12 protein-coding genes are annotated in these 14,357 nt (G+C 31.7%); 7 read left to right on the plus strand and 5 right to left on the minus strand.

Annotation, left to right across the window (positions count from 1 at the left end; genetic code table 11):
• Window positions 1–69: 69 nt before the first annotated feature.
• Window positions 70–810, plus strand: coding sequence for a class I SAM-dependent methyltransferase (locus tag BLP60_RS03070; RefSeq protein ID WP_092063243.1), 741 nt, complete (start codon window positions 70–72; stop codon window positions 808–810).
• Here the strand turns inward: BLP60_RS03070 and BLP60_RS03075 are convergent.
• The 3 genes from BLP60_RS03075 to BLP60_RS03085 are packed head-to-tail and all read right to left on the minus strand — an operon-like array spanning window position 807 to window position 4,014.
• A complete protein-coding gene (locus BLP60_RS03075; protein WP_092063246.1) occupies window positions 807–2,042 on the minus strand; it encodes a molybdopterin molybdotransferase MoeA in 1,236 nt (411 codons plus the stop codon). The two genes, BLP60_RS03070 and BLP60_RS03075, sit on opposite strands and share 4 nt — an antisense overlap.
• 6 nt (window positions 2,043–2,048) lie before the next feature.
• Window positions 2,049–2,804: a class I fructose-bisphosphate aldolase gene (locus tag BLP60_RS03080; RefSeq protein WP_092063248.1), complete on the minus strand. Its 756-nt coding sequence runs from the start codon at window positions 2,802–2,804 to the stop codon at window positions 2,049–2,051.
• Window positions 2,805–2,814: 10 nt separating this feature from the next.
• Window positions 2,815–4,014, minus strand: a complete 1,200-nt coding sequence (locus BLP60_RS03085) for an NOL1/NOP2/SUN domain family protein (RefSeq protein WP_092063251.1) — start codon at window positions 4,012–4,014, stop codon at window positions 2,815–2,817.
• A 120-nt stretch (window positions 4,015–4,134) separates the two neighbouring features.
• On the opposite strand from BLP60_RS03085, the gene BLP60_RS03090 reads away from it, so the two are divergent.
• The 3 genes from BLP60_RS03090 to BLP60_RS03100 are packed head-to-tail and all read left to right on the plus strand — an operon-like array spanning window position 4,135 to window position 7,903.
• On the plus strand, window positions 4,135–5,736 hold the full coding sequence (locus BLP60_RS03090) for an FG-GAP repeat domain-containing protein (RefSeq protein ID WP_159427678.1): 1,602 nt from the start codon (window positions 4,135–4,137) through the stop codon (window positions 5,734–5,736).
• Window positions 5,737–5,780: 44 nt separating this feature from the next.
• Complete coding sequence (locus BLP60_RS03095; protein WP_092063257.1) at window positions 5,781–6,704, plus strand: RluA family pseudouridine synthase; 924 nt, start codon at window positions 5,781–5,783, stop codon at window positions 6,702–6,704.
• Complete coding sequence (locus BLP60_RS03100) at window positions 6,695–7,903, plus strand: glycosyltransferase family 2 protein (RefSeq protein ID WP_092063260.1); 1,209 nt, start codon at window positions 6,695–6,697, stop codon at window positions 7,901–7,903. Before BLP60_RS03095 ends, BLP60_RS03100 begins: the two co-directional genes overlap by 10 nt.
• 46 nt (window positions 7,904–7,949) lie before the next feature.
• Here BLP60_RS03100 and BLP60_RS03105 read toward each other — a convergent pair whose 3' ends face one another.
• Window positions 7,950–8,963 (minus strand): glycosyltransferase family 4 protein, encoded by a 1,014-nt coding sequence (locus BLP60_RS03105; RefSeq protein WP_092063263.1) that lies wholly within the window; start codon window positions 8,961–8,963, stop codon window positions 7,950–7,952.
• A gap of 33 nt (window positions 8,964–8,996) precedes the next feature.
• Between BLP60_RS03105 and BLP60_RS03110 the strand changes: the two genes are divergently transcribed.
• Genes BLP60_RS03110 through BLP60_RS03120 form a run of 3 tightly spaced genes read left to right on the plus strand, consistent with a single transcriptional unit; the run spans window position 8,997 to window position 12,761 of the window.
• The gene (locus tag BLP60_RS03110) at window positions 8,997–9,779 is read left to right on the plus strand and encodes a glycosyltransferase family protein (protein ID WP_092063265.1); all 783 of its coding nucleotides are present in this window, start codon (window positions 8,997–8,999) and stop codon (window positions 9,777–9,779) included.
• The gene (locus BLP60_RS03115) at window positions 9,766–11,115 is read left to right on the plus strand and encodes a protoporphyrinogen/coproporphyrinogen oxidase (RefSeq protein ID WP_092063268.1); all 1,350 of its coding nucleotides are present in this window, start codon (window positions 9,766–9,768) and stop codon (window positions 11,113–11,115) included. Before BLP60_RS03110 ends, BLP60_RS03115 begins: the two co-directional genes overlap by 14 nt.
• Entirely contained in the window at window positions 11,109–12,761 is a 1,653-nt protein-coding gene (locus BLP60_RS03120) for a glycosyltransferase family 2 protein (protein WP_092063271.1), read from the plus strand. The genes BLP60_RS03115 and BLP60_RS03120 overlap by 7 nt, the downstream gene beginning before the upstream one ends.
• Here BLP60_RS03120 and BLP60_RS03125 read toward each other — a convergent pair.
• Window positions 12,742–14,349 carry a glycosyltransferase gene (locus BLP60_RS03125; protein WP_092063274.1) on the minus strand — a complete coding sequence of 536 codons (1,608 nt, stop codon included), beginning with the start codon at window positions 14,347–14,349 and terminating at the stop codon, window positions 12,742–12,744. The genes BLP60_RS03120 and BLP60_RS03125 overlap by 20 nt on opposite strands.
• Window positions 14,350–14,357: the final 8 nt, after the last annotated feature.

Consider the following 14,357-nt stretch of genomic DNA (forward strand, 5'->3'; position numbering starts at 1 on the left):
GGCAATAAGAGAGAAAAAATTTTTAAAATATAAAAGACCTTATATTTAACTCATTTCTAAAAATTATTTATGTGGACAAAACAAGAAATTCTTAATTATGAAAAGTGGTTAGAAAGCAAACAAGGAAATTTTATATTAAAACAAGAAAAAAGACTCTTAGGACATCTTATCTCTTCTTGGCCAAGAAGAAAACAATCGTTTATCGATCTAGGGTGTGGCCCAGGAAGCTTTTTAAACTTTTTTTGGAAGTCTGGTTTTGAGGTACATGGCGTAGATAAAGAACCAGAAATGCTCAAAATTGCTCGGAAAAGAACAAAAAATAAATTTCCTCTTACCCTGGCTGATCTTACTCATCTACCTTTTGATGACAATGAGTTTGACTTTGGAGCCTTAATCTTGGTTCTTGAATTTAGCCCAAAACCAGACCTCATTTTACAAGAAGCAAAAAGGGTTATCAAAAAAGGTCTACTCCTTGCTTTTTTAAATAAATATTCTTTTTACTTCCTGGAAAAAGGTATTTCTCGGTCCCACAAACCCCAAAGTCCACTAAAAAAAGCCCATTGGTTTTCGTGGCTAGAAGTAAAAAGATTAATTGCTCAGAATCTAAAACCAGAGGAAATATATGCCAAATCTATTTTACCCTTGCCAACTAGCTGCTGGAAAGAAACTCCCTTCTTAAAACCTTTTAACAACTTCTTTTATCCTCCTATTATAGGAGCTTTTGTAGGAGTAAGAATAGAATTCTTAAAAACAGCCACTATCTCACATCCCCTGTTAGTATCTGAAAACTCTCCATGTCCTCCTATTTAGTGAAGCAACCACACCTCTACTTCTCTACCAGCAACTATTCCTTCACAATTGTCTGCAATAGGCAAAAGGCCATCAGCTAAAAATAGCGTTTTTATTAATCCAGATTTGCCTAAAATAGGAGTAGCTACCACTCTCTGCTCTCTTTGAGATAACCTTACTCGCACAAAATCATATCTTCCTTGTTTTGAAGATATATTTCTATCTAAAACAGCTTTGATCTTACACGGCCAAATATTAGTAAATACATTTTTCTCTCCTTCTAAAACACGCAAAAAGGGATTAACCACTACCAAAAAAACAATTTGAGCAGAAGTAACCTGGCCAGGCAAACCAAAAATGAATTTTTCTCCTACCTTCGCTAACATAGTTGGCTTTCCCGGACTTAAAGCAAGTCCGTGAAACAACACTTTAGAATCAGGAATTTCTTGCAAAACATTCAAAGTTAAATCCCGCGTGCCAACGGAACTTCCTCCTGAAAGGAGAACAACATCTTCTTTATGTAATGCAGTAAGTATCTGATTTTTTAATGCTTCTTTTCTGTCTGGAACAAACTCATAAATAGTTGTTTGAATTTGTTGAGTTAACAATAAAGCATTTAAGGTAAAAGAATTTACATCTCTAACTTGTCCTGGTTGAGGCACAGTATCTACTTTTACCAATTCATCACCTGTCGAAATAATACCGACCTTGATTCTCTTAAAAACTTCTATCTCGCTACAACCAAGAGTTGCCAAAGCTCCTATTTCTCTAAAACCTATTCTCTGGCCACTCTCTAAAACTCTTTCACCTTTTTTAAAATCTTCTCCTTGTAAAACGATATTTTCTTGAGGAAATAAAGATTTCTTTACTTCTATCAAATTCCCTACCTGTTCACTATACTCCACCATTAACACACTATCCGCACCTTTAGGTAAAAGTGCTCCTGTCACAATGGCAACACACTCTCCTGATTGGAGTTCAAAATCTGGGATTTCATCTATTTTAATCTCCCCGCTCAGCGTAAGATAAGCAGGATTCGTCTCACTTGCTCCAAAAGTATCCTTAGCCTGCACAGCATAACCATCCATGGTTGCTCTAGGCCATAAAGGCCAATCTTCTTTGGCTTGCACATTACTAGCCAAAACCCTACCTACTGCTTGCTCTAAAGGCACTTTTTCTATTTTTCTTTTAATCTGTAAGATAGAAAACAAATGATAGACATCTGATAGAGACAAGACTTTAAAAAATTCCATAATACCTCAAGACTTAACTATTTTCACTAATTTTTTTAGTGCCTCTAAACAATTTTTTTGTTGAAACACATTCCTACCTATACTAACGCCTCTAATTCCAGTATCCAAGGCTTGCTTTACCATAGCTAAAAAATCTTTAAATGTAGATTTTTTAGGACCACCTGCAATTAAAACAGGAACAGGACAAGAGTCCACTGCCTTGGTAAAACTTTTTTTATCTCCTGAATAAGGAACTTTAATTAAGTCTGCCCCTAATTCTGCACCTAATCTAATACAATGAGCAATTAAAGAAGGATCAAATTCATTTACTATTTGTCCTCCTCGAGCATAAATCATTGCTAATACAGGCAAACCAAATTGATGGGCTTCATCTACAATTAAACCAAAATCTTGAAGCATCTTATCTTCTAAATCATTTCCAATATTTATATGAACAGACACAGCATCAGCTCCCAATCTCAAAGCCTCAGCCACAGAACAAACTATTGTTTTATTATAAGGAGGAAGACCATGTTTACTTCCTGCTGACAAATGAACGATCAATTTTACATTTAAGGGTAGAAATGTTCCCCACTCTTTTGCAATTCCCTTATGTACAATCACTCCATTTAAACCTAAATCTCCTAAAAGGGGAAACAATTTATCCAACCTTTCTAAACCATTTAAAACCCCTTCTGTCACTCCATGATCAAGGGGCAATAATACTGTTCTTTTAGAACTAATATCAAAAAACTGTTCTCTGCGTCTAAACACACCTAGCATTTTACTACTCCTAACCTTGCCAAAGAATTCTATTTTGTCTTATTTTTACCCATCCTAATGGTAAATCTTTATAAAAAAATGGTAAAATTCCCTTTTCTTCAGCCAATATTTGTTCTCCCTGAAGAAGCTTTTCTAACTCTCTTAAATCATAAAAGCAAATCTTGTTTAAATTTATCTTCTCAATACATCTTAGTCTATTCCAGACCTCAATTCTTTTACCTTTTACTAAACCAACATCCATTCCTTTAAAAGAAATAAGAGATAAAAACTTCATCGCCTTTTTAGGTAAGAAAAACACTTTTTTGCCAAACAGAAAAAATTTACCAGGATATGTTAAATCAAAATCGGAGAAATTAACTTCATCTAATTTCTTTTTCTTTTTTAAATAACCGTCTTTACTCAAAAGAAAATTTTTATCCTTTTTTTTCAATAAAGCAATAAAAAAACCTTGGCTCTCTCCTTTTACCATAGGTACTTTATAGGTGCCTTTTATCTTCCCCTCTTCTAATTTAAATTTAAAACAAAATTCCTTATCCTCAATAGGAGTTAATCCTAACTCATCTATAGCCCAAGAAATTTGTTCCTCATTTTCTTGTTTATTCGTAGTACAGGTAGAATAAACAAGAACTCCGTTAGTATCTAGAATTTTACTTGCTCGAGTAAGAAGTTTTCTCTGCAATAAGATTAAATTAGAAATCTTCTTTTCATTCCAAATATGCTGGACCCTAGGATTTTTTTCTATTGTTCCCCATCCACTACAAGGTACATCGAGCAAAATATACTCAAAATTTATGTTTAAGGGAAAGTTTTCTGCTTTATAAGAGGTTGTAATTACATTCAAATGGTTGCAACGCTTAAGATTTTGAACCAAAGTAATATAACGAGACTTATTAGGTTCATTTGCTATAACCAACCCCTCTTCACCCACAAGCGAAGCTAATAGACCTGTTTTACTACCTGGACTAGCACACAAATCTAAAACCACACTTCCCTTTCTAGGCTTTAAAGCTAGGGCTGGCAAAAACGAAGACTTATCCTGAATATAAATCAAGCCAAAATAACTAGCCAAAGAGCTACCCAAGGGAAAAGGCTCTCTCTCTAATTTAAAAATTAAAGGATGGAAACTCGGACTAAATTCAAAACCCTGCTCAGTTAAAAAATCCAAGATTTGTACTTTATATTTAGGAGTGGTAATTCTAAAATAACGCATATTTAAAAGCTAAATCTTAGGCTAATTTTATCTCAGCTCGATAAAAACTATTTACTTATGCAGGCAAACTATTTATGTCAAAAGGGAATTTATAAAAATTTTCAAGGAGCTTTAAACACAATGCTAAAAAAAATCTCTTTAGCCCTTATACTTCTCTTTTTTATTACTACCTTAAATGCAACTGCAAGTAATCCTAAAACATTTTTAGTTTTACCTTTTAAAATCTTAGGTCCTCAAAAATATCTCTATCTCGCGCAAGGTGCAAAAACAATGCTCACTACCAGACTTAGTTGGCCCAATCATCTAGAACCCAAAGAAGATTCCATAAATAAACAACCCAAAAATAAACAAGATGCTATCAAACTCGCCCAACAAATTGGGGTGGACTATCTAGTTTATGGAACAATTACTATTATGGGCAACCAATGCAGCCTAGACATTCAAACAGTTAGTGCTAATAAATCCTTTCCTCAAAGTATTCAAACAACCCTAGATAATCTCATCCCAGCCTTAGAAAAAGTAGCTAAAACCATTAATAATCAAGTATTTAATAGACCAAAACAGCAACAAGCATCTTCTCAACCTAAACAGACAAAAGGTCCCATTAACTCTGAATTTGTTTACAATGAAACTTCTCCTAAATCTTCTTTTTACCTAAATCCAGAATTTAAATTTGCGGGCAATGCCAACAACCCTAACAAATGGAGAAGCCAAAGTCTTCCTTTTGCTTCTGTAGGTATGGTAGCAGGAGATGCCAATCAAGATGGCAAAACCGAAATATTTATCTTAGAGCATCAAAAAATACACGCCTATCGGTTAGTAAAAGGGCTATTAAAACCTCTTGCAACATATAAAACTCCTCCGAGTTATCAATGTCTAAATATAAATATCGCTGATTTAAATAGAGATGGATTCCAGGAAATTATCGTATCTGCCAAACAAGATAATTTTATTCGTTCTTTTATCCTTGAATTTAAAGAAAATAAATTTCAAATTCTTCAAAATAAAATTCCTTTTTTTCTAAACATCGTACGTACCCCTCCAGAATTCCAAAAAACACTTATAGGTCAATCTTTTGGCCATGGTCGACTCTTTGACCCTGATAGTGTTTATGAGTTGATAAAAATAAAAGGTAAATATCAAAAATTAAGAAAACTCTCTTTACCTCCTTATGCAACAGTATTTAACTTTACTTATCTACCTCAAGAAAAAGACTATAAAATTATTGTCAACCACAATGATCACCTTTACATCTATACTCCAACAAATAGTTTACTTGCAAAAACAGAAGAAATATATGCTGCGACTTCTATAGGATTTCCTTATTACGAAACTATGTCTGGCCTAGGCACTCCAAAAGATATTGATCCTAATATGTATTATATCTCAGGTAGATTGCTACCTGTAAACCTGGACCAAGATAATAAGTTTGAACTAATTGTAAGTAGGCCTATTTCTTTATCTTCTCAATTTTTCTCTAGATATAGAAACTTTCCCCAAGGGGAAATTCACTGTTTATTTTGGGATGGTATTGGTTTAAACCTTCTTTGGAAAACTAGACGCATCAAAGGTACAATTGTGGATTATGGTCTTTATGATTTAAATGGAGATAATAAAAAAGAGTTAGTGGTATGTGTAAATTCCCATCCTGGAGCAACAGGACTTAAACACAAAAAGACTATTATCTTAAGTTATACTCTGCAATCTACTCAAAAAAAATAAATTTGTCCTCTTAACAAACATAGTTAAAAGCTTTAAGCTAAAAAATGCTTAGTTCTGTTCAATTAATTAAAATAGACCACAGTTCAGAAGGGCAAAAACTTATTTCTTTCCTTAAACAGAAAACAAAAATTCCTTATTCAGGATTAATGCGCCTGTTGAGGACAGGACAAATTAGAGTAAATGGTAAGAGATGTTCGGCTTTTTATAAATTAAAAGTTGAAGATAAAATTCGCATACCTCCATTTAAAATAGATCCTAATCAATCTTATTATAATAAAGCTCTTCCATTCCAGCTCATCTCACTATGTAAAATAAAAGAAACAAAGCAAACGTTATCTAAGAATGTTATTCCCATTATTTATGAAGATAATGAAATACTATTAATTAGCAAACCAAGTGGCTTGGCTGTACATAAAGGAAGCAAAACTCTGTTTTCTCTTATGGACATCATCTCTGTTAAATATCAAGATAACACATTTATTCCAACACCGGTTCACAGGCTTGATAAACAAACCTCAGGGCTTTTACTTTTAGCCAAAACTTTTTCCAAATTAAGACTACTTCAACAAAATTGGTCCAACATTACCAAAAAATATCTTGTTAAAGTCCAAGGGAAATGGCCTTATAACCGCGAAAAAAAAATTACCCATTATCTGTACAAACCTAAAAAGGGAATTATCCAAAACAATCCCCAAAAAGGTAAAAAAAGTGTTTGCATTATAAAACCAATTATTATCACTGAAAAGCAATCTTTTTTAGAAGTATCTCTTTTAACTGGCCGAACAAGACAAATACGTGCTCAACTTGCACTAGAAGGCTATCCCATAATAGGTGATAATAAATTTGCCTGCTTTCCTAAAAAAACACCTTTATATTTACATGCTTTTTATCTTAGTATAAAAGGTAAGCAATTTATAGACTGGCCCCAATGGGCACATAATCACCTAAAAACATTACAATGTCTTTAAAGTATAAAGTCTCTATTATTATCCCTGTCCTTAATAAATGGGAACTCACTAAAAACTGTCTAGTTAGCTTAGCTGAACACACTCCCCGTGAGATCTATGAAGTAATTGTAATAGATAACGGCTCTACTGATAAAACCCCTACTATGGCTAAACATTTTGGACTAAATCTTTTTGGCAAACATTTTAAATACATCCGCTTATCTAAAAATATTAACTTCGGTCCTGCTTGTAATTTAGGAGCAAAAATAGCTAAGAGTGATTTTTTATTTTTTTTAAATAATGACACAATATTAACTCCTAACTGGTTAGAACCTTTACTTAAAGCATTTACCCAAGATCCTAGTCTTGGAGCAATTGGGCCTTTACTACTTTATCCTAACAATACTGTCCAACATCTAGGAGTTGTTTTTTCTCTAAGAAACAAAGTATTTCATCTTTATTCCCAATTTCCTAAAAATCATTATGTAGTTCAAAAAAAACGCTACTTTCAAGCAATTACAGGTGCTGCCTTTTTAATCCCTAAAAAACTTTTCTGGCAACTAAATGGATTTTTTGAAAAGTATAAAAATGGAAGTGAAGATATAGACCTCTGTGCTCGCATTATTCAAAACAGCCACAAACTAACTGTTATACCCAACAGTGTTATCTATCATCTTGAAAGCCAATCTCAAGACCGAAATAAACACGATAATTATAACGCATATTTACTAACTAAACGTTGTGAACATATTTTTAAGCCAGATGCTTGGAAATTTTACCTTCAAGATGGCTATAAAGTTAAAATAACAAAATATTTGAAGCTATTTATAACCTCTGATTCTCAAGAAAAAGAAATCCCACAAAGTATAGAGAAAATAAAAAAAATAATTTTTAATGAACCATATTTGTGGGAAGGGTATAAAAAACTAGTTACTTTCTATATTAAAAAAAATAAATTCCAAGAAGGCATAGACTTATGTTATTTTGCTCTATCTTTTTATCCAGAAGAAAAAATTCTTCCGTGGCTCTCTTTATTTGCACAAAAACAAAATAATATTCAAATAATACATGAAATATCTACATTACAAAATAAACTAAAAATCCAATCTACACAAATTAAAGAAAAAGGTAAAGAATATGTAAAAAAATTGCTAAAAAAAGAACCTACTCTAGAACCATTGCTTTTAAACTGGCTAAAAAGATATTCTATAAATTATTAAAGTGTATTTTTACCTCTGAACATTTAACCTTTAAAATTATATGTTATTAAACTGAATCATTAGATATTAACTTTTTAATAAAATTATTTAAAAAACTCTCCTTTTGAATATCAAGCGAATAGGCACACGCAGTTTTATATGCATTTTCTAAAACTTTATTTACCTTTTGATCTTTTTCTAAAATCCACTGAACGGCTAGCTCTAAATTAAGTACAACATCCATCACATCACCATCAGCAGAAAAAAAACCATTTCCCTGCCAGGCAACAGAGCGGAGAGGAAAAGAAGGGATATACTTATCAGGAATAATTTGCCGCATATAATCCCATCCTCCAAATCCTGTAAACCCCACAACCAAACATCCACTAGCCATAGCCTCTAAAGGTGGCAATGGACATCCTTCTGGAAATCCTGTGTTTAGAAAAATATGTGCTTTAGCAAACACCTTGGCAACATCTTCCTGAGACAGATTTTCAATTTTTAAAAAGTTTATTTTATGCGATATTCCTTTCTTTTGTATAATTTGGTTAAAAATTTGTATTACCTGCCTTGCCAATGCACTATTTTTACGAGGCATATAACAAATATTTATTTCTTTTTGATTTTTTTTAAAATTAAAATTAAATAAATTTAAATCAATGCCTGGTCGTAAGATCGGGGTCTTTATTCCTAAAGTATGTTCGATAAACCATGCCACTGGCTGGGACACAGCCCAAAAGTCCACATCCAAATCCTGCCATTTACAATTTGAAGGTAAAGCAGAAAATAAATAAGCCCAATTTTGACAATAAACTATTGTTTTAGCATTAGATTGTAATCCAGGTAATAAAGCATTAAACCAACCTTCTGGAACAATCCAAAAATCTTTTTTGTGTAATTTCACTCTATCCCAAACTACAGACAAAATATCTTTTGCCCACCATGGGCGCCATCCTCTAGCACCTCTATGCACAGCATAGACTTCATATCCTGCCTGTTTAAAAAAATAAGCTAATCTGTATAAAACAATCACCCCTCCGCTTACTCGTCTTAATGAAGGAATAAAAAAATAAAACTTCATTTTATCCTCTCGTTCATTACTTAGGCATTATTTTTGCTAAAAATTTCAAAACCAAATCTTTATTTAAAAATGTTTAAACCAACTACTTTAAAAATAGCAACCGTTATTTTACATTATGGAGAGCCAAAAATAACTAAAGCTCTTCATCATCAACTTTTAAAGGACGATCCCCAAATAGTCCAAAACTTATTTGTATTAGACAATAATGCTCCTAAGCCATACCACAAAAGTTGGAAAAGACTTCCTAAAAATTTATATTGGGCAGGAGCTTTGGAATTTTGTTTAGACTTTTTTCTCAATAAACATTATGATTATCTTTGGTTTTTAAATAATGACCTTATCTTTACCTCTAAAGGGCCTATTTTGACTAAAGTACAAACAAGAATAGCTTATTTAGAAAAAAAACTTGGAAAAGTAGGCATATATTCCCCAAGTTTTAGCTTTAATCCATATCACCCACAAATGAGCAGACAAAAAGAAAAAGGCTTTATAAAAGTTAGTTATATAGATGGCATAGCTCCTGCTATAAATTTAAAATGCTATAAAAATATAAATGGTCTAGATTGCGATAATAATCTATATGGATATGGAGTAGATATTTGGCTCTCTTTGCGAACCTACTTACAAGGATGGCCAGTTATAGTGGATCAAGAAATAGAAGCAAAACACTTTTATCACGCTACTGCTAAAACAATAGGTAATTTTTTAAATAAAGCAAAATTACAAAAAAATACTTATTTAAGAAAAAGATTAGGACCAAATTTTACAACTATCTTAAAAAAACTTCAAACTGCTATTTACTATGAAACAAATTAAATATCTCATCATAGGAGCAGGGCCAACAGGTTTAGGGGCTGGCTATAGACTCAAAGAATTAGGAGAAAACAATTTTCTCATTTTGGAAAAAAATTCTTATCCCGGTGGTCTTTCTGCGAGTTTTAGAGATAAAAAAGGATTCACCTGGGATATTGGAGGGCATGTAATTTTTTCTCACTACAAATATTTTGACAACTTGCTAGAAAAACTTCTGAGTAAAGATTTTCTATCTCATCAAAGAAAAGCCTTTATCCGTTTAGAAAATACTTGGATACCCTATCCATTTCAAAATAATATTCGTTATCTGCCCCCACATCTCAGATGGAAATGCATTGAAGGTATTTTGGATAAGCCCTCCATACTACCAACAAACTTTAAAGAATGGATTCTCAGCACCTTTGGAGAAGGAATAGCTTCTTTATTTTTATTGCCATATAATTTTAAAGTATGGGCAACGCCTTTAGAAAAAATGAATTTTCAATGGATAGGAGAACGTGTAAGTGTAATAAATTTAAAACGGATTCTAAAAAATATTATATTGGAACAAGACGATGTATCTTGGGGACCCAATAATCTATTTAAATTCCCTCTAGTAGGAGGTACTGGAGAAATCTTTAGGCGCCTTGCTAATAAAATAAACAATAATATCTTATACAATAAGAAAATTATTTCCATAGATATCAATAGAAAAAAAATTACCTGTCTGGACGGGACAAAGTTTAAATATGAGTTTATACTAAATACCTCTCCTTTAGATCAGTTAGTGCTTGAAACTATAAAGCCTACTAATATGCCTAATATTATGGAAGCTGCCTCAAAATTAAAGCACAATAGTGTTTTTATTACAGGTATAGGAATAAATCATCTTAAAAAAAATGATAAATGTTGGATGTATTTTCCAGAAAATAATTGCCCTTTTTATAGAGTAACTAATTTTCATAATTATTCCCCAAATAACACACCTCGACCTGGTTTACAAACCGCTTTCATGGCTGAGACCTCTTACTCAGATTATAAAAAAGAAAATTTATCTCTTATTTCAGAACAAACAATTAAAGGGCTTATACAATCTTCTCTTATGACTCCCAAACAAAAAAACAAAATTATAAGTATCTGGGAATTTAAAGCCGAATATGGTTATCCTATCCCTTGCTTAGAACGCGATCAGGCATTAAAAACTATTCATTCTTTTCTAGAAGCTCACCAGATATTTTCTAGAGGAAGATTTGGTGGATGGAAGTATGAAGTAGGCAATATGGATCACTCTGTAATGCAAGGAGTAGAATGGGCTGATTTTATGCTAAAAAACATAAAGGAAAAAACATATCGATGGTAAAAAAATATTTTGATAGTATTTCTATATGGTCAAAATTAAATTTTGAACTTCAACAAACTTTATTAATTAATAGCTCCAGTACTATTTTCCTATATCAAAACTTACTTAATTATTTTTTAACCCAAAAAATAAATATAAACCTAGAATCATATAACTTAATAATAGAAATTCTTAAATATATTTGGGAGAGAGAACCATATAATGGAGAAGTAGCCAGTTATTTATGGGAATTAAATAAACAAGTTCAAATTATTCCTCAAAGTCATTTAAAATTAATAAAACAAATTTCTACTTTATATCAAGAACCCCAAAATAAAGATATATTTTTAAATATTTGGCTCAGCAAGAATATTTCTAAAATCAAATCCTTCTTAAAAAAAAATATATCCCAGGAAGATAATCTATTCTGGCGAACCTATGCTCTAAAATTAGGCTTCTACGAGTTGGATCAAGAAATAATAGAATATATCTTATCCTTACCCTGGCCTCATGAACTTAGTATCATCCTTGAATCAATTCGGGCACATTATTTATATTTATTTAGACAAGATAAAACATCTGCTTCTAAGCTCTACACCAAACTTATAAAAAAAAATTTTTATAGCTATTATTTCTTATTAGCTAAATTGGAAAAATTAACAAGTTATCCAGATAATCAAGAAAAAGTGCTCTACTATCTAAAAAAAGGCCTCGTTCATTATCGCTGGCAGATATCATATTGGTTAATGTTATACGATATTCTAAAAGGTCTTGATATAGAAAAAAACTACCTCCCAGGACAAACAGGAATATTACTCTATACTTTTAACAAATCTAATGACTTAGACAACACACTTCGAAGCTTAACTAAAGCAAAATTAAAAAACTGTAAAATATTTCTTCTTTTAAATGGATGCACAGACAGCAGCAAAAGTATTGCTTTAAAATATAAGAAAATATGGAATGACAAACTAAAAATTATTGAACTCCCTGTTAATATAGGGGCTCCTGCAGCTAGAAACTGGCTAATGCATGACAAAGATGTAAAAAAGATGGACTGGGTCATATATTTAGACGATGATGCTTTGATCCCTTCTGATTTTCTGAAAATATTTGGAACAGCTGTAAAGCAATACCCAGAAGCTGGGGTGTGGGGATGTAAAGTAGTAGAGGGAGATAATCCATTTATGATCCAACACGCTGACTTACACCTTTTATCTCCTCAACAAATTAATACCCAACATAGAATATTAAATATCTCTTCCACTATTTCTACAGAGCTAGAATCAAATTATGATTATATAAGACCATGCTGTACTGTCACTGGCTGTTGTCATCTATTTTCTAGAAAACAATTAGAAAAAATCGGAGATTTTGACTTGCGTTTTTCTCCATCACAATTTGATGATGTAGATCACGATTTAAGAATCTGCTTGCAGGGCAAACAAGTAATTTATACAGGCCATTTAAAAGTAAAACACATGTGTAGAAGTGGAAAAGAAAGTAATATTTATACACCCCAGATTGCCAACTCCCAAGCAAATCTTTATAAACTTGAGAACAAGTATTCAATACAAGAATTGAATCTTATTCGTAGACAAAACAAATACAATTTAGAAAAAGATTTTTTCCAAAAGTATAATTTAGTTAAATCTTTTGTTTCATAAGGAAAGATACGAAATCTACAGCATTAAAAGGTAAAATATCTCTAATCTCTTTAAAAATCTTTCTAAAATATTTTTTTTCTTCTTCTACTACTCTAGTATTAATCACACTCAATTCTTTTTCATTAAACTTAGCTTCCATCTTCATATGATTTCCCCATACATGAGCCCAAGATGCCCTATCCTTAATTGCATTTTTGCCAGCATCTTGTAGATGCATAACTTCTACCCTACCGTCATATAAAACCTCTCCTCCCTGGAGCCATATTTGCAAATCATGTTCAAGATCATCAACCTGAGAAGGTGAAAATCTAACATCAAACCAAGGAATTTGTTTTTGTTTCCATCTTCTTACATCAAACATATGACAACAGCCCATTACTGAAAGACACGGTCGTCTATAATCATATTGTCCCCAATCTATTTGTTCTGGACTATTTGCTGTAAACCGAATTTTATATCTTCCTATTTCTTGGAAATATCTAAAAACATATTGAATAGTCCGCAAGCCATTCGGATTTACAACTTTAGGGCCTACTACAACAATATCAGGAAAATTTAAAAAATCTTGTATGTAAAATTTTAACCACTCGTGAGGCAATAAGACATCATCATCTAAAAAAACCACAAAATCAGCCTCTTGGCTATCTGGCAAATTCCAAAGCCAATTTCTGGCTGCAGGAGCTCCTATATTAACAGGCAAATGAATCAAATTAATCTTATTAAAACCATCTAGTTGCTTTATTTTATCTTCCAATATAGAAGGAGAAAATTTTGTGGATCCGTTATTTAAAAGGGTTATTTTTGAATTACCAATATCAGAATTTAATAAAGAATTTAGGGTTCTAAAAGTAGTGTCTAGTTTATTATAAGTATAGAGAACAATATGTATATTATAATCATTTACATTGGGTAAATTAGAAATTTGAAAGGATTCATAAATACGATAAATTAAATAAATCTGAGAAGGATCAAATTTAAGAGATAATAACCAATATTTAACAGCCTCTTCTACTTCTCCTTGTTTAAAAAAAATTTCTGCCAATAAGTTATAATCTAAATATGTTCTGTTTCTTTTTTCTAAAGTTATATCAATATCTAAATCCAATCTAAATTTAATCCAATTCCAAAGAACTCTAAAATAATCACACTCTTTAGCAAATATTTGCCCTAAATTCTTTAATAAATCTGCATCGCCTAATCTCCAGATCCTAAATAAAATATGCCATCTTATATGAGGATGATTGTTTTCAAAAAATATTCTTTTAAGAACTGCTGGGTCATTTTTCGTAGCTTCTAATAAAGATAGAATCTTATCTGTTGTCAAACCCCAAAATTTTTTTATCTGCTCTTTATTCTCTATTAGCCAGCCTTTATATCCATGATCAATAGCTACTTTACCTAACAAAGACTCAACCGTTTGAAAATGTGTTTTATCAAATGGATTTTTTACTAAATTCTGAGCTAATACTAAAAAAGCTAAAGAAATATTAGAATTATTTTGGTCTAAAATTTGCTTAGCAAACCAAAAAGAGTAATCTAAAGGTAAACTACCAAAAAACAACAGATGTTGTCGGGGTGTAAATAACATAAGCACCT

Source organism: Desulfonauticus submarinus, from assembly GCF_900104045.1.
GTDB lineage: Bacteria > Desulfobacterota > Desulfovibrionia > Desulfovibrionales > Desulfonatronovibrionaceae > Desulfonauticus > Desulfonauticus submarinus.